The following is a 20,805-nucleotide window of genomic DNA, read 5'->3' as shown; positions in this document are numbered from 1 at the left end:
AGGATGAACGATGAATAAAATTGCACCGGCATCTGCGGAAGAATTCTTGGGTGGTTTGCGCGATCAGAGGGTGCTGGTCACGGCGGGGGGCTCCGGTATTGGCTACGCAATTGCCGCAACCCTTTCACGGCTCGGTGCCCGCGTCGCGATCTGCGACATATCCGAATCGCTGCTGAGCGAGGCGCAGAAAAGCATCGCCCCTGCACACGCAACGCTCGCTGACGTCTCCCGCGAAGAAGATGTCGACCGGATGTTCGAGGAGGTGTCCTCTTCACTGGGTGGTCTCGACGCGCTCATCAACAATGCGGGCATCGCCGGTCCGACTGGCGGTGTCGATGAGATCAGCACGGAGGACTGGCGCCGGTGCATCGACATCTGCCTGACCGGACAGTTCCTTTGTGCGCGGCGCGCCGTACCGATGCTCAAGGCATCCGGAGGCGGATCGATCGTCAATATGTCATCTGCCGCCGGCAAGCACGGTTATGCTTTTCGTACGCCATATTCGGCAGCCAAGTTCGGGGTGATCGGTTTTACCCAAAGTCTCGCCAAGGAGCTCGGGCCGCATGCGATCCGCGTCAATGCAATCCTGCCTGGCATTGTCGAGGGACCGCGCATTGAAAACGTCATCAGCAACCGGGCGAAGCAGCTCGGTATCTCGCATGAGGAAATGACCGAGCGCTATCTTGAGAATGTTTCGCTGCGGCGGATGGTCAGTCCCTACGATGTCGCAACGATGGTCGCCTTTCTGCTTTCCAATGCCGGTATCAACATTTCGGGCCAATCGCTCGGCGTTGATGGCAATGTCGAAACTCTGTGAGGTAGCGATGCAAAAGACAGCGATCATCGGCAGCGGTTTCATCGGCAGAGCTTGGGCCATCAGTTTTGCCCGCGCCGGCTATCAGGTGAGCCTGTGGGATCAAGCGCCGGACGCCGTGGCCAAGGCTCGCGGCTATATTGCAGATGTGCTCGCCGATCTTGAGCGGAACGACCTGCTGAACGGGCATTCACCGGAAGCCGTGCTGTTGCGCATCGTGGCTGAAACGGATCTGGTGAAGGCGCTGGAAGGCGCAATCCACATTCAGGAAAATACCCCGGAAAATCTCGAAACAAAGATCAAGGTGTTTTCGCTCCTCGATGAGAATGCCGATGCGTCGGCCGTTATCGCGAGTTCGACGTCGGCCTTGCTGCCATCGAAATTCACTGAGCATCTGAAAAACCGCCAGCGCTGTCTCGTCGTTCACCCGATCAACCCGCCATATCTCATTCCTGCGGCCGAAGTTGTTCCGGCGCCGTGGACCTCGGGCGAGGTCGTGGAACGGACCCGCGCCTTCTTGATTGCGGCGGGTCATGCACCACTGGTCATGAAACGTGAGCTTGACGGGTTCATCATGAACCGCATGCAGGGCGCACTTCTCGAGGAGGCCTTTCGCCTCGTGGCCGATGGATATGCGACAGTCGAGGATGTCGATATCGGTATTCGTGACGGACTTGCCCTGCGCTGGTCGTTCATGGGCCCATTCGAGACCATCGATCTCAACGCACCGGGGGGCGTGCGCGACTATGTCGAGCGCTACCAGATAATCTACGAGCGGCTGTTTCCCCAGATGCAACGCCGCGTCGACTGGGCGGGCGATGTGCTCGAAACCGTAGAGGCCGGCCGGCGCGAAAAGCTGCCGCAGGAAAAGCTGGTCGATCGTCAAGTCTGGCGTGACCGGCGCCTCATGGCACTTGCGGCGCACAAGAAGAAATCAACGCAGGAGTTCGGACAATGAGCGAGACGACACGAGTGACAAGCGGTTCGAGCACGAAGGGCAAGGTCATTATAACCTGTGCGATAACCGGTGCGATCCATACGCCGACAATGTCGCCTTATCTGCCGATCACGCCCGATGAGATAGCCAAGGAAGCGCTCGCGGCTGCAGAGGCGGGTGCTGCGATCCTGCACCTTCACGCGCGCGATCCGGAAACCGGCAAGCCCGACCAAACTCCGGAAGCATTCGCCAAATTCCTGCCGCGTATCAAGCAGAACACCAATGCCGCCATCAATATCACCACCGGCGGCAGTCCTTACATGAAGGTTGAAGAGCGGGTGAAACCGGCTGCAACCTTCAAACCGGAGGTGGCTTCGCTCAATATGGGTTCGATCAATTTCGGACTTTATCACCTCGTCGACAAATATAAGGAGTTCAAGTTCGATTGGGAAAAGCCGCATCTGGAGGCCACCCGCGATCTGGTATTCCGCAACAGTTTCAAGGACATCGAGTATATTCTTGCGACCTGCTACGACAACGGTACGCGGTTCGAGTTCGAGTGCTACGACATCGCCCATCTCTATAATCTCGCGCATTTCGCCGATCGTGGATTGGTAAAGCCGCCCTTCTTCGTGCAGTCGGTTTTTGGACTGCTGGGCGCCATCGGCACGCATCCGGAAGACGTCGCGCATATGAAACGTACTGCTGACCGGCTTTTCGGTGACAATTATCGCTGGTCGGTGCTCGGTGCAGGATCGAGCCAGCTTCGCATTGCTGCTCAGGCGGCGGCGCTGGGCGGCAATATCCGGGTCGGCCTTGAAGACAGTCTCTGGGCCGGCAAGGGCAAGCTGGCAAAGTCCAATGCCGATCAGGTTCTGCTCGCGCGCAAGATCATCGAAGGGCTCGGCATGGAAGTGGCGACGCCCGACGATGCGCGTGCGATCCTGCAACTCAAGGGCGGCGACAAGGTCGCGTTCTAGGAGGACAGGATGCTGCGGATCGAAGTTTTCAGCGAAGATCGCAATCAGCTGGGCGAAGGCCCGCTATGGGACGTCGAGGAACAACGCTTATACTGGATCGATTCCTACGCACCTGCGGTCTACTCCTGCAATGCCAAGGGTACCGATCGCAAGGGCTGGAACCTGCCGGAACCGGTCGGCTCGCTGGCATTGCGCGAAAAGGGTGGCGCTATCGTTTCGCTGCGCAATGGATTTCATACACTCGATTTTGAAACGGGTGCCGTCGAGCTGTTGCATGAGACCCATCCGGGCGAGCTTCGGCCGCGCCTCAACGATGGAAAGGTTGACCGCCAGGGACGTTTTGTTGCGGGTTCAATGGATTTCGAGGAACGTGACCCGGTGGGTACGCTGTTTCGCCTCGACCCCGATCTATCTCTGCACACGCTCGATACGGGCATCATCTGTTCGAATGGGCCGTGTTTCAGCCCGGATGGAAAGACACTTTACTTCGCCGACAGCCACAAGAAAGCGATCTACGCCTATAGCTATGACACATCATCGGGTACAGTCGGGTCGCGGCGCGTGTTTACGAGCTTTGACAGTCTGCGCGGCTATCCCGACGGTGCGACTGTCGATGCGGAAGGATATGTCTGGAGCGTAGAGGTTTATTCCGGACGGCTCATCCGGTTTGATCCGAGTGGCGTAATCGACCGTATTGTCGGCCTGCCTGTGCAATCAACCACGAGCATCACGTTCGGCGGCCCAGAGCTTGACATCGCGTACGTCACGTCGATGGCCCGGCCGTTCAACAATCAATACCACCGCGAACTTGAGGCCGGCTGCATGTTTGCAGTCCATGGACTTGGCGTGCGCGGTCTGCCGGAACCGCGTTTCAAGGGATGAGGGAGGAAACATGAAAATCGATGTGGTGGTGGACGTAAAGACCACGCTGGGTGAAGGCCCGCTGTGGGACGTCGAACAACAGCGGCTTTACTGGATCGACAGCTTCGACGGCCGCATATTTCGCGCCACAGCCGATGGCCGGGAAATCCGCTCGTGGGATGTACCCATGAAAATCGGCTCGATGGCGCTGCGCAAGGATGGAAATGGCGCCATAGTCTCACTGGCGCGCGGATTCCATCTGCTCGATTTCAAGACGGGCGACGTCGAGCTCATCCATGATCCCGAACCGGATAAGTTGGAAAACCGTATCAATGACGGCAAGGTCGATAAGCAGGGGAGGTTTATCGCCGGTTCCATGGACACGATGGAAAGCGGTCCGAACGGCGCGCTCTACCGTGTCGATCCCGACCTCAGCGTGCACAAGCTCGACGATGGTATCATCGTTTCGAACGGTCCATGCTGGAGCCCCGATGGAAGCCTGTTCTATTTTGCGGATTCGTGGTCGGGCGAGATATGGGTTTATGACTATGACCAGACGACGGGAAACGTGTCCAATCGCCGGACCTTTACCAAGATCGACACATCGAGAGGTGGTGCCGCCGATGGCTCGACGGTCGATGCGGAAGGCTGTCTTTGGAACGCTCAGGTCTATGATGGCAAAGTTGTCCGCTATCGGCCCGATGGCACCGTGGACCGCGTCATCGATATGCCGGTGAAAAAGGTCACGAGCATCATGTTCGGCGGCCCGGATCTGGACATCATCTACGTGACATCTATGGCAAAGCCGCCCTTGCCAAGATTTCCGGGAGATGGCGTCTTGCGCGGCAGCCTTTTCGCGATCACAGGGCTTGGCATCAAAGGTATACCCGAGCCGCGGTTTGCAGGCTGAGAATCCGGACACCAAACAACACTGCGCTGCGTTGCCCTGCAGAAGAAAACGGCCATAATGCCCGTCAGCCATCTTGGCAAATAGCAAATCAGCGAGAGTGTACCGTTATGAGTCAGATAGAATTCAGCGGAGACATTTCATCCGACGCGAGCGATCCCTACGCGCGCAGAGCCCAGACCTTCCCGCGTCTCGACGAAGACATGGTGGACCGCGTTTCGTCGTTTGGGTTTGACTTCGAGGTGGCCAAAGGCACTATTTTGTACAGCCGGGGCGAACGTCAGACTGATTTCTTTTTGATAAAGTCAGGCTCGATCGAAATACTCGATCTCGGCGACGACGGTGTACCAAGGGTTCTGAACGTGCAGGGAGAACGGGAGTTCACCGGGGAACTCGATCTGTTCAACAGTCGCGAGAATCTTGTCTCGGCTCGGGCGGGCGAGGATTCGCAGCTTGTGCGCGTTGAGCGCAGTTCATTCCTGCGGATGATGTCGGCCGAGCCTGATATCGGTGAAATCATCACACGAGCGCTGATCCTTCGCCGCGTCGGGTTTATCAAGCACGGTCAGGCTGGCGTTGTCCTGATAGGGCCGAGCCACGCAGCGGACACATTGAGGTTGCAACGATTTCTCACGCGCAACAGCTATCCGCACAGGCTGGTGGACTCTGATGTTGATCCGCATGCAAAGGAAATGGTCACGGCGCTCAAGATTTGCTCGCTGTCGCTACCCGTCATTGTTCCTCCAGGAAAAGCCGTCCTGCAAAATCCGACGACAGGCCAACTCGCTGACGTTTTAGGGCTGACGGAACGCATCGACCCGAACGATGTCTATGATGTGCTGGTTGTTGGCGCCGGCCCTGCAGGTCTCGCATCCGCGGTCTATGCCGCATCCGAAGGACTAAAGACGATCGTTATCGAAGGGGTAGCGCCCGGCGGGCAAGCCGGTACGAGTTCGAAGATCGAAAACTATCTGGGATTTCCAACGGGAATATCGGGACAGGCATTGGCCGGTCGTGCTCAGGTTCAGGCACAGAAGTTCGGGGCGCGTCTCGCCATCTCGCGTATGGCCGTCTCCATCGATTGCGGCAAGCTGCCCTATCGGGTTGTGCTCGACGACGGGCAGACTGTTTCGGCCCGAGCGATTGTTGTCGCCACCGGAGCCCGTTACCGCAAGCCGGAGCTGTTGAATTACGAACGTTTCGAGGGTCAGGGCATTCACTATGCGGCGACGGCCATGGAAGCACAGCTTTGCCAGGAACAGGAAGTCATTGTCGTTGGTGGCGGCAATTCAGCAGGACAAGCGGCGATGTTCCTGTCTCATTCAGTCAAGCATTTGCACATTCTGGTCCGGGGTCCAAGTTTGAAGGAGACGATGTCTGACTATCTTGTCCGACGCATCGAAAAATCACACAAGATCTCGTTGCATCCCTATACCGAAATTTCTGCAATCGACGGCGATCGATACTTAAACAAGGTAACGTGGACAAATCGATCGACGGGAGTGAATGAGACCCGGTCTATTTCGAATATCTTCATGATGATTGGTGCTGCCCCGAACACGGAGTGGCTGGACGGCTGCATCAAACTGGACAAGTCCGGTTTCATCGAGACCGGTATCATGGCCGGTGTGGTTTCGAGCGGATCGCCATTCGAGACTTCAGCTTCTGGTATATTCGCCGTGGGCGACGTCCGAGCGGGCTCTGTCAAACGCGTTGCATCCGGTGTGGGCGAGGGATCTGTGGTTGTTCAGGCCATACACCAATATCTGAGGCAAATCCCGACGGTCACCAAGGCAGGTTAGAACATCACTCAATAGTTGCTGCAGGCTGTCGCGTGGCGACGATGTGTTCGACAAGGCGAGGTGCTTCCTCGGCAATCGCCAATATGATGCCCGATTTGCGTGTGGAGGCGAAATCCAGCCCGGCGAAGTAGAGACCGGGAAGGACGCCCACGCCATCCGTGTGAACGGGCTGTCCGGCAGCGTCGAGCGCACCGGGAAGTTTCACATAACTGAAATCGCCCTTGAAGCCCGTGCACCACACCACGCTCGTGACGCCGGACAGGGAAAGATCGAGCGAACGGACGGCGGGATCCGGCTGACGCCAGGCGACAGTCTCCGCCGGGTCGGTGTCCGAAATAGGTGCATCAATGCCGGCTCGGCTGATATAATCATCAATACAGCGTTTGGCATTGTTGGAGGCTTCGTCCCCAAAGCGAACATTTGCTTCGGCATCGTCTGCGAACGAGAGGCGGCCGCCATCCGCAACGCCGGTCAATCGCCCAAGAAGCACGATACCTTGGGCGCCGAGCGACTGAAGGCTTATCGTGTGCTCCGACCCGAGCACACCACGCGCCGGGATGCGACCGGCAAGCCGAATGACCTCCTCTCGCCGCACGTCGAGAAATCCGCTTTCCTCAAGCCAGATCATGATGTCGCGCCCGCGATAACGCCTTGGGAGCCGCCCGACGCGGCTGGTCGCGAGGAAGACCGTTCGGCCCGCTTGCCCCAGTTCCTCCGCGATCTGCGCGCCTGATTGACCGCTTCCGACAACCAACACCGCCCCCCGGGAAGATCGGCAGCACAGCGATAGCCCGAAGCGTCGATCTGGTGAATGTCAGGCGGCAACGCATCTGACGAGACCGGGCGTACTGCACGATTCAAGTTGCCACTTGCGAGGATCACGTTGCGTGCTCGAAGCGCGCCGTGCGAGGTATTCAGCCGATAGGTGCCATTCTCCTGCACGAGTTCGCTCACTGCAGTATCCGTTTCTACTGGCAGCCCATTTCTCCCGGCAAAGTCCTCAAGGAGAGCGACGAACCGGTCGCGCGTGAGGACACCTTCTGGATCCTTGCCCTCGTAGCGGTCGCCGGGCATGACGGTCTGCACGTTGGGCGAATTCATGTGGAAGGCATCCCACCGCTGCGTACGCCAGGTCTCACCTATGTGACCCCGCTCCAGAACGGTGTGACGCAGGCCCTTTCGTGCCAGCCAATAACTGACTCCAAGGCCAGCCCAGCCAGCGCCAACGACGGCAGCATCGAGAACATCGGCATTATCGTTCATTTGCGGCGGTGATCTCATTATAGTGGCAACCAAACGACGATCCAAATGAGCGTGGGTTTGTTCCCGCATGTGGCTGCAGGTCTGGCCATTTACTTGACACTTTCCGGTTGGTCGTCCTCTTTTCCGGAATTGCCGTCGTTCTCGCTCAAGGCCGCCGCAATCTGTCCGGCGGTCACCCTTTCGCGCATTGTTGGTCTGGAGCTGTCCTCGGTGATGTCCCTGAATTCGAGGCTGATTTCCCGGTTGGCGGCGACGGCTGCAATGAGATCTGGATCGCGCATGCCCCGGTCAAAAAACATCATGACGTTTCGTGCCAGGCGGTTGGCACGCGGATCTGTCTTTGGTGACCTCTTCAGCAGCGCTGAAGCTTGCGAAAAGGCATGCTCCATTATCTGCCAATCAGCCGACGAATAGGTCAGTTCTTCCGTTCGAGAAAAAGGCATGGTTCCCCCAAAAGTCCAGCCGCCTTGTCACGTAATCAGATGATCATGGGCATTTCAATGGATATATCTGCATGAGAAGGCGCGGCGCCGGAATCCCTTCAATCAGTGGAATCAAGTCACTTTTGATTCCACCTTCTTATGACGGGTTCAGTGAGGTCGTGTTCGTAGCCGAGGATACTTATGCTCGCCGTATCGAGGACGAAGAGTCCACCGGCTTCAGGTTGTAATCCGAGCCAGCGTGCCGCAAGGACTCTCAAGAAATGAGAGCTCGAGAATATGACAATCGTGCCATCGGTTTGGCGGAGCTTGCCAACAATCAAATCCGCCCGTGCGCCCACATCCGATGTCAGTTCACCCCGCGGACAGCCATCTCGAAACAGACGCCATCCGGGGCGTTCGGCAAGGATCTGCTTCGTCGTCAATCCCTCATATGCGCCGTAGTCCCATTCCGCCAATTCGGCTTTCGTCACAGCTGAGCCAAATCCTGCAAGCGCGCACGTTTTGGAAGCACGTTGTGATGGACTTGACCACACAGCGGAGAAAGTCAGGCCCGACAGACGGGCAGCGATATGGCGCGCGGCCTCTTCCCCAGCGGGCGTCAGTGGTATGTCCGTACGTCCTGTGTGCTTGCCGGAGGCACTCCATTCTGTTTCTCCATGGCGAACGAGATAGATCTCCGGAAAAGCACTAGTCATATGGACTCCTTTTGATGATGCACGTCGAGCTGATCGTTTAACGAATCTGCTCAATGTATTTGGCGTGGAACCGGACGTAGCCATTCTCGGTCTGCTTGAGTTCAGTCTCGATCAACGCATGGAACTCCGGCAGGCGGTAAAAAGGAACAGTCGGATAAGCATGGTGCTCGGCATGATAAGGCATGTTCCATGCAAGTTTGCGCACCAGCCAAGTCGTGGTGGTTGTCCTGCTGTTCTCGAGCATGTTGGCGACATAGGGGCAGCGGCCATGTTCGGCCAGAAGATAGATGCGCAGGAAAGGTTGTCCCAATATCGCCGGCAGGACCCATATATACACAAGGACTGCCGTCTGCAGGTAAACGGAGACAGCGATCATCAAGGCATAGACCGCAATCATTGTCTGTGCCTCGCTGCGGACCTTCCGGTGACCTTTTGCCGGCACGAATGTATCGCTGCAATACCCCGAAGCGTTTATCACAAGCGTCTTGATGTGGCCCCACCAGACAGGAATGCCGGACAGGTGCACGAGGTATTGCCGCATGGTTTCTGGCTTGGGGGACATCAGCTCAGGATCGTTCTCGGGATCCTGAGTGAAGCGGTGGTGGGCCAGATGAAAGTAGCGAAACCAGTCCGAGGGCAGTACAAGCAGGACGCTGCATGCGCGCGCGACGCAGTCGTTCAACCACTGCGTCCTGAATGGCGTGCGGTGGACGGACTCGTGTAGAAGGGTGAACAAGAACACGATCAGAATGCCCTGCGGGATCATCAAGAGCGGCCAGAGCGGCGCCCCTATGGCAATCAACCATCCAAGAAGAATGATTGAGCCCCAATGGACGGCGAGTTGAAGAAGGCCCGCGAGGTCTGATTTGGCGGTCAGACGATTGCGCTGCTCCGATGTCAAGGATGCAATGACAGTACGGTGATCCATTTGGCAATGATAAGCGAACGGAGCACTTATTTATACAACCTCTCGAACGGTCTAGACATGAAATTTGACTCTACGGTATGTGGCAAATAGTGTGTCGCCGAATCGACTGTTATTGACGTTCGCTGCTAATGTTGCACGCCGTTATGGGCAGAAAATCATTCAAAATCAAAGCGCTACGATGTTAAAATAATCGTAGTGCTCAATCAGCGGGTCAAAGGCAAGATCTGCAACCACGCTACTATCCTTTGAAAACAGGGCCACATCGGCCCTTTTTCATGGATGCAAGGCAAGCATTAAATTGCCAGCAAATCGTTAGAGGAGATTTCCATGAGCATTCGCCGTATTGAAGTTGGTCCACGCATGAGCCAGGTCGTAATCCATGGCAACACGGTCTATCTCGCCGGTCAGGTCGGCAGCCCAGGCAAGAGCGTGACAGAGCAGACCAAGGATGTCCTGGCTTCGATCGACCGCTTGCTCAAGGAGGCCGGCACCGACAAATCCAAGCTGTTGCAGGCCATCATCTGGCTCGATGACATGAAGGATTTCGGCGAGATGAATGCTGCGTGGGATGCTTGGGTCGATCCGGCAAACACTCCGGCACGCGCAACGGGCGAAGCCAAGCTTGCAACGCCGGAATACAAGGTCGAGATCATCATCACCGCCGCGATCTAGGATGTGTTGATATTCACGCCATGACGGTCTGCAAACGGCATTCTGCGATCCAGTGCTCGCGTACTTCAAGTACGCTCCGCTCCGGTTCTCGAAAACTACCGTTTTCGACTCGTCATGATCGCGAATCTCATCACGCCCTAGAATCTTCTCTGGTTCTGCATAGTCAGACTGAATCAACAGAGATGGACGGCACACAGAATTATCCCGGCCCCCTGACCAGAATAGTTGGCGTCGTGGCAGGAATACTCAAGTAAATTGCTTGAGTGCACTGGATTTTTGGCGCGGAAATGAATAAAGTCCGCGCTTCTCCGGATTGCCGTAGGGGCAATTCTTCAAACGCTTGTCTGATTGTGGTTCATTTCCTTCCGCAAGGCGAGACAAGCATGGGTAAGGAAAACGATTGCAAGTTCTCGTCCGTGATAACAATGTTGAACAGGCCCTTCGGGTCCTGAAGAAGAAGATGCAGCGGGAAGGTCTCTTCCGCGAAATGAAGGCGCGCCAGGCTTTCGAAAAGCCATCCGAGCGCCGTGTCCGTGAAAAAGCAGAAGCCGTTAGCCGTGCCCGCAAGGCTGCACGCAAGCAGGCTCAGCGCGAAGGCCTGTTGCCGGGTCCGAAGAAAAAGGAACGCGTTGCCCGTCCAGCCGGCAACAATGGTAGCGATTACAACAACCGATAATTTTGTGACCGGTCATCCGGTTATAAATAAACGCGACAGAACCCGCATGGTCCAGGCCGTAGCGGGTTTTCGTTTGTCTGGAGATCGACCTGCTTGACAACTGCTTCAACAGCGGGTCACATAAACACATTCACCAGGGGAGTCCCGACAAGGGGCTGAGATACTGCTGGCTTTTGCAGCGCAGTGACCCGTTGAACCTGATCCAGTTCATACTGGCGTAGGGACGGTGCAAAAGTCTTCGCGTAGAGTGTCTTGGCACTCGGTCTCTATTCAGACTCGCGAACTCCTTTCATCCTTCCGGCACAGAACTGGGTTTCCACGCACTTGCTGCGCCATGCGTCCACTTGGATGGACGCACAAAGGTCGCAGCAACACTTTTAATGGCTCATGATCCTTATCCAAAAAGGAAGCACTTTTTGGGGTCATGAGCGGGCAAAGGAACCTGACGATGACCGTTTTTACTCCAACTATTTCAAGCACTCCGACCGTTTCGACCGGACCACTCCCTGCATCGACCAAAGTATACAAAACCGGACATTTCCACCCCGACATCCGCGTACCCATGCGCGAAATCGCGGTTCACCCGACTGCCGGCGAGCCCAACGTTGCGGTTTATGATTCCTCAGGTCCTTATAGCGATCCGTCAGCAGAAATCGATATCGCCAAGGGCACCCCGCGTGTCCGCGAAAGCTGGCTCGCCGCGCAGAATGACGTCCATTCCTATGACGGCCGCCGCGTCATCCCGGCGGATAATGGCTTCGCCACGGGCGAACGGCTGACGCCGGAATTTCCTATCCGCAACAATCCGTTGAAGGCAAAGGACGGCAAGGCCGTTACCCAGCTCGCTTACGCACGCGCAGGTATCATCACGCGGGAAATGGAGTATGTCGCGATCCGCGAAAATCTGGGCCGGGAGAGTGCGAAGAATGGTGCGGTGCGAGATGGGGAATCGTTCGGTGCATCAATCCCCGATCACGTGACACCGGACTTCGTCCGCGAAGAGATAGCGCGGGGCCGCGCGATCATTCCTGCCAATATCAATCATCCCGAGCTTGAGCCGATGATCATCGGGCGCAACTTTCTGGTCAAGATCAACGCCAATATCGGTAATTCCGCAGTGACGTCTTCCATGGCCGAAGAAGTGGAAAAGATGGTCTGGGCTACGCGCTGGGGCGCGGACACGGTGATGGATCTCTCCACCGGGCGCAACATTCACAATATACGCGAGTGGATCATCCGGAATTCGCCGGTGCCGATCGGCACGGTGCCGCTTTATCAGGCGCTGGAAAAGGTCGATGGCATTGCGGAGAACCTCACATGGGAGGTTTATCGCGACACGCTGATCGAACAGGCGGAGCAGGGGGTGGATTATTTCACGATCCATGCCGGTGTGCGGCTGCACTATATTCCGCTGACGGTGAACCGCGTCACGGGCATCGTCTCGCGCGGCGGTTCGATCATGGCAAAGTGGTGCCTGCACCACCATCGCGAAAGTTTCCTCTATGAGCATTTCGAGGAAATCTGCGATATCTGCCGCGCCTACGATGTGAGCTTTTCGCTGGGGGATGGTTTGCGCCCCGGCTCTATTGCCGATGCCAACGATGCTGCGCAGTTTGCCGAACTCGAAACCTTGGGTGAACTGACGCAAATTGCCTGGGCCAAGGATTGCCAGGTGATGATCGAGGGCCCTGGCCATGTGCCGATGCACAAGATCAAGGAAAACATGGACAAGCAGCTCGCAGTTTGCGGCGAGGCGCCATTCTATACGCTCGGACCGCTCACAACCGATATAGCACCCGGTTATGATCACATCACGTCCGGCATCGGTGCAGCGATGATCGGCTGGTTTGGAACGGCGATGCTTTGCTATGTGACGCCGAAAGAGCACCTTGGTCTGCCGAACCGCGACGACGTGAAAGTCGGCGTGATCACTTACAAGATTGCCGCTCACGCTGCTGACCTTGCCAAGGGGCATCCCGCGGCTCAACTGCGCGATGACGCGTTGTCACGGGCGCGTTTCGAGTTTCGCTGGGAGGATCAGTTCAATCTGTCGCTCGACCCGGAAACGGCGCGGCTCTACCACGATGAAACCCTGCCGAAGGAAGCGCATAAGGTGGCGCATTTCTGCTCGATGTGCGGGCCGAAATTCTGCTCCATGCGGATCTCGCACGACATCCGTGCCGAGGCGCAAAAGGAAGGCATGGCTGCCATGGCGGAGAAATTTCGCGAGGGCGGCGATCTCTATATGCCGTTGAACAAAGGCGCCTGAGAGAATGAACGTTCTTGTAAAGGGCGCCGGCGTGGCCGGATTGTCGGTCGCCCACGAATTGACGTCACGCGGCGCGCGCGTGACACTGCTCGATCCGCAACCGGGCAGCCGCGCGGCGGCATCCTGGTTTGCAGGGGGAATGCTTGCGCCCTATTGCGAGCGGGAAAGCGCTGAGCAGGCAGTTGTCGAGCTCGGGCTTGGTGCCGCTGATTGGTGGAAAGCGGCGCTGCCCGGCTCCGTGACACACAATGGTACACTGGTTTTGGCGCCTGTCCGTGACGTCAGGGAGCTTGAACGGTTCGGCTCGCGAACTTCAGAGTTCGAGTGGGCTAACGAGGATACTGTTGCAACGCTGGAGCCTGACCTTGCCGGACGCTTCCGCAAGGGCCTGTTTTTCAAGGATGAAGCACACCTTGATCCGCGACATGTGTTGATCAGTCTTGCGGCGAAACTGGCGGCGGCCGGTGTCGCATTCGAAACTGATCCAGTGCGGACCGCGACAGCTGGTTTTGATTGGACCGTTCAGTGCACCGGCTATTCCCGCGACGATCAAACGATACGCGGCGTGCGCGGTGAAATGCTGATCGTGCGGACCATCGATATCGCCCTGTCACGTCCTGTCAGGCTCGTCCATCCGCGCTTTCCTATCTATGTCGTGCCGAGGGCGGATCATACGTTCATGGTGGGCGCAACAATGCTCGAAAGTGACTCGGCTGGTCCGATCACCGTGCGCTCGATGATGGAATTGCTGAACGCGGCCTATAGCCTGCACCCCGCCTTCGGTGAGGCCGAGATTGTCGAAACAGGGGTGGGCATTCGCCCCGCCTATCCGGACAATCTGCCCCGTGTCGTCCGCGAGGGTAAAACCATCAGCATCAACGGGCTTTACAGACACGGTTTCCTGCTTGCCCCCGCGATGGCCATGCTGGTGGCGGACATGGTTTTGAATGAAAGGAGAGCAACACGATGAAACTGCTCGTCAATGGACAACCGCATGATGTCGTTGCGCAATCGCTCGATGCTTTGCTTGCCGAACTGGAGTTCGACGGCGAATGGCTGGCGACGGCATTAAACGGGGAACTCGTGCGGTCACCGGAACGTCAAGCCTGCCGTCTGAACGAGGGCGACAAAGTCGAGATCCTTACACCGCGGCAAGGAGGATGAGCATGCTGAAACTTTATAGTACCGAACTTTCGTCGCGGGTTTTGCTGGGAACAGCGCAGTATCCTTCGCCCGCCATCCTTATGGATGCAATCAAGGCGTCCGGCACGGAAATCGTCACCGTCTCGCTGCGGCGGGAAATGGCAGGCGGCAAATCCGGTGACAAGTTCTGGTCGCTCATCCGGTCGCTTGGAACATACGTACTGCCGAATACGGCGGGATGTCATACGGTGAAAGAAGCTGTGCTCACGGCACAGATGGCAAGGGATGTTTTTGCGACCGACTGGATCAAGCTCGAAGTCATTGGCAATCATGATACGTTGCAGCCGGATGTCTTTGCACTGGTCGAGGCTGCCCGGATATTATCCGATGACGGCTTCAAGGTGTTCCCCTATACGACAGATGATCTGATCGTCGCCGAGCGTCTGCTGGAGGTGGGTTGCGAGGTTTTGATGCCATGGTGCGCGCCGATCGGCTCGGGTCTCGGACCGCTGAATTTGCACGCACTGCGTTCATTGCGGGGCAATTTCCCCGACATTCCGCTGATCATCGATGCGGGCCTCGGGCGGCCATCCCATGCCGCGACAGTCATGGAACTCGGATTTGATGCCATTCTGCTGAACACCGCCGTGGCGAAGGCCGGCGATCCGGTGGCGATGGCCAGGGCTTTCGCCAAGGCAGTCGATGCGGGGCATGCGGCTTTTCAAGCAGGTATGCTCGAACCTCGCGACGTTGCCGTGCCGTCAACGCCGGTAATCGGCAGGGCGGTTTTTACATGATAGCCTAAGGCTCTCAGCTGTCGAGCAGTTCAGCCACCTTGGCATTGCCGCCATATACGAGGCAATCGGCGATTGTCGTCTTGTCCAGGACCGCACGGGTGACATTGGCGACTTCATTGAAGACGTGGCGTATTTCGCATGTCGCTTCGTCCTGGCAATCCTCGCAGCGGCGATAGGCGATCTTGCTCAAACAGGGCAGGGGAGCAATCGGGCCATCAATGAGGCGCAGCACTTCGCCGAACGTAATTTCTTCAGCTGGCTTCAGCAGCAGATACCCGCCCATCTTGCCGCGACGGCTCATGACGATACCCTGATGTTTCAGATCGAGCAGTATCTGTTCGAGAAATTTCTTCGGGATATTCTGTTCTTCCGCGATATCCGAGATGAAGAGAGATTTCTCGGCGTCTGCCCTGGCCAGAACGACAAGCGCCCGCAGAGCATATTTGGCCTTTTGCGATATCATTTCATTTTTGCCTGACTACCGGTGTGACGCAGTCATAGTCCCTTGCACTACATTTTCTAGCCCAAAAATGTTAAAAACTAAGTTTTTTTACGGCCGAGAAATGTCTTAAAAATGGTGTGTAAGGCGCTGAAAAATAATAATTCATTAAGAATTCATTTCGGACGGAGCGGCGGAGTGGGTGAATCCAATACACGATTAAAAAGGTAGAGATTATTGACAAATGATTTCAAGCCGTCATCATTGGGGTATCGGTTGACCTAAAGGCAACTGCACTCTGCAACCAGATTGTTTCATGGAGGTCGCAATGTACAGTGAAGTATCAGGCATATTTAACCGGGCGGAACGCCTGTGGCGGGACGTTTTTACAGCTGAAACTCTCGACCGGAATGCCGGCGATTCCAAGCAGCGAGATCGCGAAGAAGCGGCGGCCAAGAAAAACCGCAACTGGACCGAGGAGGATTTCCTCTGGTGCTGGCAACATCGCGGATTCTGGTGACAATTCCACCAGCTTGCCTTCTGAGCACGGCCGCAGTTGACCGGCCAGCTCTGTTCAGGTCGGTTTGCAGTATTTGATTTCAATTAGCTCGGCTATATTGGAAAATAAATTCTTCCGCATCGATGGTTTTCCGGTCAATCTCGCAAAAAATGTCCGGTGCCTTTGTGCCGGCGAGGCTGTGGGAGAATTCGATGAAAAGATTGTTGGTATATGCTGCTCTGGCCCTCAGTATGAGTTTGACGCCGGTCAAGGCCACAGACGAACCCACTGAAATACTTAATGTTTCCTATGATATCTCCCGTGAACTTTATGAGCAGATCGACAAGGCCTTCACTGCCGAATACAAACAGCAATCTGGCAAAGATATCACGGTCAACCAATCACATGCTGGTTCTTCCAAGCAGGCTCGCTCGATCCTCGAAGGTCTTGAAGCCGATGTAGTCACTTTTAACCAGGTGACAGATGTTCAGGTTCTGCATGACAAGGGTAACTTCATTCCCGCTGACTGGCAGTCGCGTCTGCCGAACAACTCTTCGCCGTACTATTCCTTGCCGGCGTTTCTCGTGCGGGCCGGAAACCCGAAGAATATCAAGAACTGGGATGATCTGGTTCGCGATGATGTGAAGGTGGTATTTCCGAACCCCAAGACGTCGGGCAATGCGCGCTACACCTATCTGGCGGCCTATGCCTTTGCGCTTGAAAAATTCAACAAGGACGACGCCAAAGCGCAAGAATTCGTGAAGAAGCTGCTGTCAAACGTGCCGGTGTTCGACACAGGTGGCCGTGGATCAACGACGACTTTTGCCGAGCGCGGTATTGGCGATGTGCTGATCACCTTCGAGGCAGAAGTTCTCGGGACGCGCAAGCAACTCGGCGAGGACAAGTACGAAGCGGTTGTCCCACCGGTGAGCTTGCTTGCCGAGTTTCCGGTCACTGTGGTCGACAAGGTCGTGGATAAACGCGGCTCGCGCGCGATCGCGGAGAGTTATCTGAAGTTCCTCTATTCGCCGGAGGGGCAAAATATTCTCGCGCAGAATTACAACCGTGTGAACGACGAGACGGTGAAGGCGAAATATGCATCGCAATTTCCGGAAACGCGCCTGCTGACTGTCGAAGATGTCTTTGGCGGTTGGGCAAAAGTGACCAAGGACCAATTCTCCGAGGGCGGAACGCTCGACAAGGTGTTCACCAAGCGCTGACCTTACCCGATGTTTGGCAAAGCAGTGCGGTTCAGAGCCGCACTGCTTTCTATTCAACCAACGCTTGCGTTCATCCGAATATAGGCTAGAAACTGCTCATGTTTTCAAGGTCCAGTCAGCGAGGAATATTGCCGGGTTTCGGTCTCACGCTTGGTGTGACCCTGCTTTATTTCGTCATTATCGTTGCGCTGCCGCTTTTGGCCATGCTGTATAAATCCGTCAACCTTGGTTGGGCCGATTTTTGGAGCATCGTATCCTCCGAGCGCGCGCTTGCGACGTATCGCATTACGATCGGTGCAGCGGCACTTGCGACAGTGCTCAACGCGATTTTCGGTGTCCTGCTGGCATGGGTTCTGGTTCGTTATGAGTTTCCGGGGCGACGCCTTCTCGATGCGGTGGTCGATCTGCCTTTCGCGTTGCCGACTGCAGTTGCCGGGCTTGCGTTGGTGACGGTGTTTTCCTCGAATGGCTGGTTTGGCCAATATCTGGAGCCGTTGGGAATAAAAGTTGCATATGCGCCGCTCGGCATCGCCCTTGCGATGATGTTTACCAGCATTCCTTTTGTTGTCCGGACGGTGCAGCCGGTGTTGGAAGACGTTGCTGTCGATGTCGAAGAGGCGGCACGATCATTGGGCGCCACCAACTGGCAAATATTTGCCAGGATCATATGGCCGGCGATTTTTCCGGCATTCATTGCAGGATGCAGCCTTTCTTTTGCGCGAAGCCTTGGAGAGTTTGGCGCCATAGTCTTCATCTCGGGAAATTTGCCGTTCGAGACGGAGGTCATGTCTCTCCTCGTATTCATTCGCCTTGATGAATACGACTACCCGGCAGCCGCTGCGCTGGCGACGGTGATGCTGGCCACTGCGTTCGTCATGCTGTTCGTCACCAACTCAATTCAGGCCTGGCAGTTGCGTTATGCAGACCGCAACTAGTCTCGTTTCACCAGCGGCTATAGGACAGCCGTCGCGAAGGCATGGCACCAAGCCATCACGACTGTCGCAGTGTTTGCTGATCGCGTCGGCGGTCTTCCTTTCGATCCTTTTCATCGGCGTGCCTATGGCGGTGATTTTCACCTATGCTTTCCGAGAGGGTATCGCCGTCTATTTCACCCAGATCCTGCAACCCGCGACACTACACGCTGTCTGGTTGACGGTTCTCACGGCGATCGTCGTTGTGCCCATCAATATGATCTTCGGGATATGTGTGGCGTGGCTGGTGACGCGGTTTCGTTTTCCTGGGCGGCGGTTGCTGATTACCCTGATCGAGATACCGTTTTCGGTATCGCCGATCGTCGCCGGTGTGACCTACCTGTTTCTCTACGGGAGCCAAGGCCTTCTTGGGCCGTTGCTTGAGAGTTACGACATCAAGATCATGTTCACAGTTCCTGCGATATTTCTTGTGAGCCTGTTCGTAACGAGCCCGTTCGTGGCACGTGAGCTTATTCCGTTGATGCAGGCGCAGGGTAGCGAGGACGAGGAAGCCGCGATCACCCTTGGCGCGACTGGGCTACAGACCTTTTTCTATGTCACGTTGCCAAATGTCCGCTGGGCGCTGCTCTACGGCGCGGTGCTCTGTAATGCTCGCGTCATGGGCGAATTCGGCGCTGTTTCCGTTGTTTCAGGCGCCATTCGTGGTCAGACCAACACGTTGCCACTGCAGATCGAACTTTTATTCAATGATTATAACGTTACAGGGGCATTTGCTGCCTCATCGACACTGGCTTTGATCGCCGTCGTGACGCTGGTCCTCAAGTATTTGCTTGAACGCAAGCAGGTGAGTTAGGGCATCAAGCCGCTTGCTGGGCGCGAAAATCCTGCTGCGGTCTGCGCATTGAATCCGCTAGAATATGCGCTTCCGGCCATGAGCCGAAGCCGCTTTCAATGTTGATGTGTCCGGCATTTTTCATATCGACAAAGCCTGAACCCCAAACATTGGCCAGAGCTTCTGCCTTGTTGAACGACATGTAGGGATCGTTGCGGCTGGCGACGACAATTGACGGGAAGCCGAGCTTGTGGCGTGGCAGGGGTGCAAAGCTGCGAAACTTTGAATCCTGAACGGCCATACGTTCAGCGTCGGCTGGCGCAACCAGAACCGCACCGGCGATATGCGCTGCTGATGGACGGCTGGCGAGATGCGCAACGAGTATGCAGCCGAGACTATGCGCGACCAGGACCGCGCCGGGTGTTTCGGCAAGGCTTGCTTCAAGAACGTGAAGCCATTGACATAGGACTGGATTGTCCCAATCGTCCTGTTCGACAAGGCGCGCCGTTTCATCCTCCAGCAGCCATTGCTGTTGCCAGTGGCCTTTTTCGGACCCGCGATATCCCGGAATGATCAATGTCGTCATGCGCCACCACTCCTTTTGTGCCATTGCCTGGAGAAGAATTCGTAATGTGGCCTCAAAATAGGGTGACTACGCTGATCCATGAAGGAACAGCGCACTAAACTCGGTCAGAAATGGAAAATATTCCCTGCGCGAATTGCGATTATCGTAAAATGACCCGTCAGGTATCGCTGTCCTTCTTGTACCAGCGCAACAGCAACTGCGAGCGCTCAAAATAAAGGACGACAAGCAGCGAAAGGGCAAATGGAATCAAGAGGTAGAACAAGCGGAAAATAATCAGCGCGGCCAATACGTCGGCCTGATTCATATCGGGCAAACCGGTGAGGAAAACCAGTTCCAATACGCCGAGGCCGCCGGGCGCATGGGAGATCAGCGCCGCGGAAAATGACACGAGAAATATCCCGAGAATAATGAGAAAGCCGGGATTACCTTCTGTAGGGAGCGTAAAATAAATGATGGCGGCGGCACCGATGAGCTCCAATGGCCCGACGATCAGCTGCTGGGCGACGACCGGCACACGAGGATATTCGAGCGTGAAGCGCCGGATGCGAAGTGGCCTGAAATGCAGCCAACTGCCGAACACATAGAGCAACACGATTGCCAAGGCACCGAAACCCAGCACGTAGCTCAGGGAAGGCGGCAGTTCCGCGTTGAAACGCTGAAGGAGATGCGGCTCCATCAGCAGGACGACTGCGCTCAGTGTCAATACGCCCAAAATGAAAGTAAATGAACAGAACGCTATGAGCAGCGCAATTTCGGGGCCGCTCATACCTTGCGAGGAATAGGCGCGATAGCGAACCACGGCTCCAGAGAGGACCGAGGCGCCGATATTGTGCGAAAGTGCGTAGGTGGTGAACGAACAGAGCGCGATGAACAACCAGGAAATCCTGCGGCGCAGGTGTAGTAGCGCAATGCGATCATAGCCGGCCAAGGCGGCGTAGGCGACGAGGGATGCAAAGCCTGCCAGGATCCAGCGGTGTGCAGGAATGGCATAGAGGCTGTGGATCACGTCATCCAACGAGATGCTCCGCAGCTCCTTGTAAAGGAGCCATACGGAAATCCCGACGGCGGCCAGCCCAACAACCGGCCATACGTAATCCTTCAACTTCATGC

24 protein-coding genes and 1 riboswitch are annotated in these 20,805 nt (G+C 56.2%); of the genes, 16 read left to right on the top strand and 8 right to left on the bottom strand.

What is annotated here, in order from left to right; all coding sequences use genetic code 11:
- The first annotated feature begins 10 nt into the window (after positions 1-10).
- The 6 genes from PHA01_RS08905 (at position 11) to PHA01_RS08880 (ending at position 6,301) form a co-directional block, all read left to right on the top strand.
- Positions 11-817: an SDR family oxidoreductase gene (locus PHA01_RS08905; protein ID WP_271894634.1), complete on the top strand. Its 807-nt coding sequence runs from the start codon at positions 11-13 to the stop codon at positions 815-817.
- Between the two features lie 7 nt (positions 818-824).
- Positions 825-1,772 (top strand): 3-hydroxyacyl-CoA dehydrogenase, encoded by a 948-nt coding sequence (locus PHA01_RS08900; RefSeq protein ID WP_271894632.1) that lies wholly within the window; start codon positions 825-827, stop codon positions 1,770-1,772.
- Positions 1,769-2,731 carry a 3,5-dioxohexanoate:acetyl-CoA acetone transferase gene (gene kce / locus PHA01_RS08895; protein ID WP_112528777.1) on the top strand — a complete coding sequence of 321 codons (963 nt, stop codon included), beginning with the start codon at positions 1,769-1,771 and terminating at the stop codon, positions 2,729-2,731. Before PHA01_RS08900 ends, kce begins: the two co-directional genes overlap by 4 nt.
- A 9-nt stretch (positions 2,732-2,740) precedes the next feature.
- Positions 2,741-3,613 carry an SMP-30/gluconolactonase/LRE family protein gene (locus PHA01_RS08890; RefSeq protein WP_271894629.1) on the top strand — a complete coding sequence of 291 codons (873 nt, stop codon included), beginning with the start codon at positions 2,741-2,743 and terminating at the stop codon, positions 3,611-3,613.
- Between the two features lie 10 nt (positions 3,614-3,623).
- Positions 3,624-4,502 (top strand): SMP-30/gluconolactonase/LRE family protein, encoded by an 879-nt coding sequence (locus PHA01_RS08885; RefSeq protein WP_271894627.1) that lies wholly within the window; start codon positions 3,624-3,626, stop codon positions 4,500-4,502.
- Positions 4,503-4,609: 107 nt separating this feature from the next.
- Positions 4,610-6,301, top strand: coding sequence for an FAD-dependent oxidoreductase (locus PHA01_RS08880; protein WP_271894625.1), 1,692 nt, complete (start codon positions 4,610-4,612; stop codon positions 6,299-6,301).
- A 4-nt stretch (positions 6,302-6,305) separates the two neighbouring features.
- On the opposite strand, the gene PHA01_RS29255 is transcribed toward PHA01_RS08880, so the two are convergent.
- The 5 genes from PHA01_RS29255 to PHA01_RS08860 form a co-directional block, all read right to left on the bottom strand.
- Positions 6,306-6,929 (bottom strand): hypothetical protein, encoded by a 624-nt coding sequence (locus tag PHA01_RS29255; RefSeq protein WP_334312010.1) that lies wholly within the window; start codon positions 6,927-6,929, stop codon positions 6,306-6,308.
- The gene (locus PHA01_RS29250) at positions 6,926-7,564 is read right to left on the bottom strand and encodes an NAD(P)-binding domain-containing protein (protein WP_334312009.1); all 639 of its coding nucleotides are present in this window, start codon (positions 7,562-7,564) and stop codon (positions 6,926-6,928) included. The genes PHA01_RS29255 and PHA01_RS29250 overlap by 4 nt, the downstream gene beginning before the upstream one ends.
- Before the next feature lie 89 nt (positions 7,565-7,653).
- A complete protein-coding gene (locus tag PHA01_RS08870) occupies positions 7,654-8,007 on the bottom strand; it encodes a hypothetical protein (protein ID WP_271894623.1) in 354 nt (117 codons plus the stop codon).
- 116 nt (positions 8,008-8,123) lie between these two features.
- A complete protein-coding gene (locus tag PHA01_RS08865) occupies positions 8,124-8,702 on the bottom strand; it encodes a histidine phosphatase family protein (RefSeq protein ID WP_271894622.1) in 579 nt (192 codons plus the stop codon).
- 37 nt (positions 8,703-8,739) lie between these two features.
- On the bottom strand, positions 8,740-9,630 hold the full coding sequence (locus tag PHA01_RS08860) for a fatty acid desaturase family protein (RefSeq protein WP_271894620.1): 891 nt from the start codon (positions 9,628-9,630) through the stop codon (positions 8,740-8,742).
- Between the two features lie 327 nt (positions 9,631-9,957).
- Here PHA01_RS08860 and PHA01_RS08855 point away from each other — a divergent pair, with 327 nt between their 5' ends.
- The 6 genes from PHA01_RS08855 (at position 9,958) to PHA01_RS08830 (ending at position 15,187) form a co-directional block, all read left to right on the top strand.
- Positions 9,958-10,302 carry a RidA family protein gene (locus tag PHA01_RS08855; protein ID WP_112528765.1) on the top strand — a complete coding sequence of 115 codons (345 nt, stop codon included), beginning with the start codon at positions 9,958-9,960 and terminating at the stop codon, positions 10,300-10,302.
- 400 nt (positions 10,303-10,702) lie between these two features.
- Entirely contained in the window at positions 10,703-10,978 is a 276-nt protein-coding gene (gene rpsU, locus PHA01_RS08850; RefSeq protein ID WP_112528763.1) for a 30S ribosomal protein S21, read from the top strand.
- A gap of 125 nt (positions 10,979-11,103) precedes the next feature.
- A riboswitch (TPP riboswitch) is annotated at positions 11,104-11,220 on the top strand.
- A gap of 206 nt (positions 11,221-11,426) precedes the next feature.
- Positions 11,427-13,247: a phosphomethylpyrimidine synthase ThiC gene (gene thiC, locus PHA01_RS08845; protein WP_271894619.1), complete on the top strand. Its 1,821-nt coding sequence runs from the start codon at positions 11,427-11,429 to the stop codon at positions 13,245-13,247.
- 4 nt (positions 13,248-13,251) lie between these two features.
- A complete protein-coding gene (gene thiO / locus PHA01_RS08840; protein WP_271894618.1) occupies positions 13,252-14,217 on the top strand; it encodes a glycine oxidase ThiO in 966 nt (321 codons plus the stop codon).
- Positions 14,214-14,411, top strand: a complete 198-nt coding sequence (thiS, locus tag PHA01_RS08835) for a sulfur carrier protein ThiS (protein WP_271894616.1) — start codon at positions 14,214-14,216, stop codon at positions 14,409-14,411. Before thiO ends, thiS begins: the two co-directional genes overlap by 4 nt.
- A gap of 2 nt (positions 14,412-14,413) precedes the next feature.
- Entirely contained in the window at positions 14,414-15,187 is a 774-nt protein-coding gene (locus tag PHA01_RS08830) for a thiazole synthase (protein ID WP_271894615.1), read from the top strand.
- Positions 15,188-15,200: 13 nt separating this feature from the next.
- Here PHA01_RS08830 and PHA01_RS08825 read toward each other — a convergent pair whose 3' ends face one another.
- The gene (locus PHA01_RS08825) at positions 15,201-15,650 is read right to left on the bottom strand and encodes an RrF2 family transcriptional regulator (RefSeq protein WP_271894614.1); all 450 of its coding nucleotides are present in this window, start codon (positions 15,648-15,650) and stop codon (positions 15,201-15,203) included.
- 304 nt (positions 15,651-15,954) lie between these two features.
- Between PHA01_RS08825 and PHA01_RS08820 the strand changes: the two genes are divergently transcribed.
- The 4 genes from PHA01_RS08820 (at position 15,955) to cysW (ending at position 19,130) form a co-directional block, all read left to right on the top strand.
- Positions 15,955-16,146, top strand: coding sequence for a hypothetical protein (locus tag PHA01_RS08820; RefSeq protein ID WP_271894613.1), 192 nt, complete (start codon positions 15,955-15,957; stop codon positions 16,144-16,146).
- A 191-nt stretch (positions 16,147-16,337) separates the two neighbouring features.
- Positions 16,338-17,345, top strand: a complete 1,008-nt coding sequence (locus tag PHA01_RS08815) for a sulfate ABC transporter substrate-binding protein (protein ID WP_271894612.1) — start codon at positions 16,338-16,340, stop codon at positions 17,343-17,345.
- A 98-nt stretch (positions 17,346-17,443) separates the two neighbouring features.
- Positions 17,444-18,280, top strand: coding sequence for a sulfate ABC transporter permease subunit CysT (gene cysT / locus PHA01_RS08810; protein ID WP_271894610.1), 837 nt, complete (start codon positions 17,444-17,446; stop codon positions 18,278-18,280).
- On the top strand, positions 18,264-19,130 hold the full coding sequence (gene cysW / locus PHA01_RS08805; RefSeq protein ID WP_271894609.1) for a sulfate ABC transporter permease subunit CysW: 867 nt from the start codon (positions 18,264-18,266) through the stop codon (positions 19,128-19,130). Before cysT ends, cysW begins: the two co-directional genes overlap by 17 nt.
- A gap of 4 nt (positions 19,131-19,134) precedes the next feature.
- Here cysW and PHA01_RS08800 read toward each other — a convergent pair whose 3' ends face one another.
- The gene (locus PHA01_RS08800; protein ID WP_271894608.1) at positions 19,135-19,695 is read right to left on the bottom strand and encodes an RBBP9/YdeN family alpha/beta hydrolase; all 561 of its coding nucleotides are present in this window, start codon (positions 19,693-19,695) and stop codon (positions 19,135-19,137) included.
- A 157-nt stretch (positions 19,696-19,852) separates the two neighbouring features.
- Entirely contained in the window at positions 19,853-20,803 is a 951-nt protein-coding gene (locus PHA01_RS08795) for a lysylphosphatidylglycerol synthase domain-containing protein (protein ID WP_271894607.1), read from the bottom strand.
- Positions 20,804-20,805 lie beyond the last annotated feature (2 nt).

The sequence above is a fragment of the Candidatus Phyllobacterium onerii genome (assembly GCF_028331445.1).
Lineage (GTDB): Bacteria > Pseudomonadota > Alphaproteobacteria > Rhizobiales > Rhizobiaceae > Phyllobacterium > Phyllobacterium onerii.
This window is presented reverse-complemented; position numbering and strand designations above follow the sequence as displayed.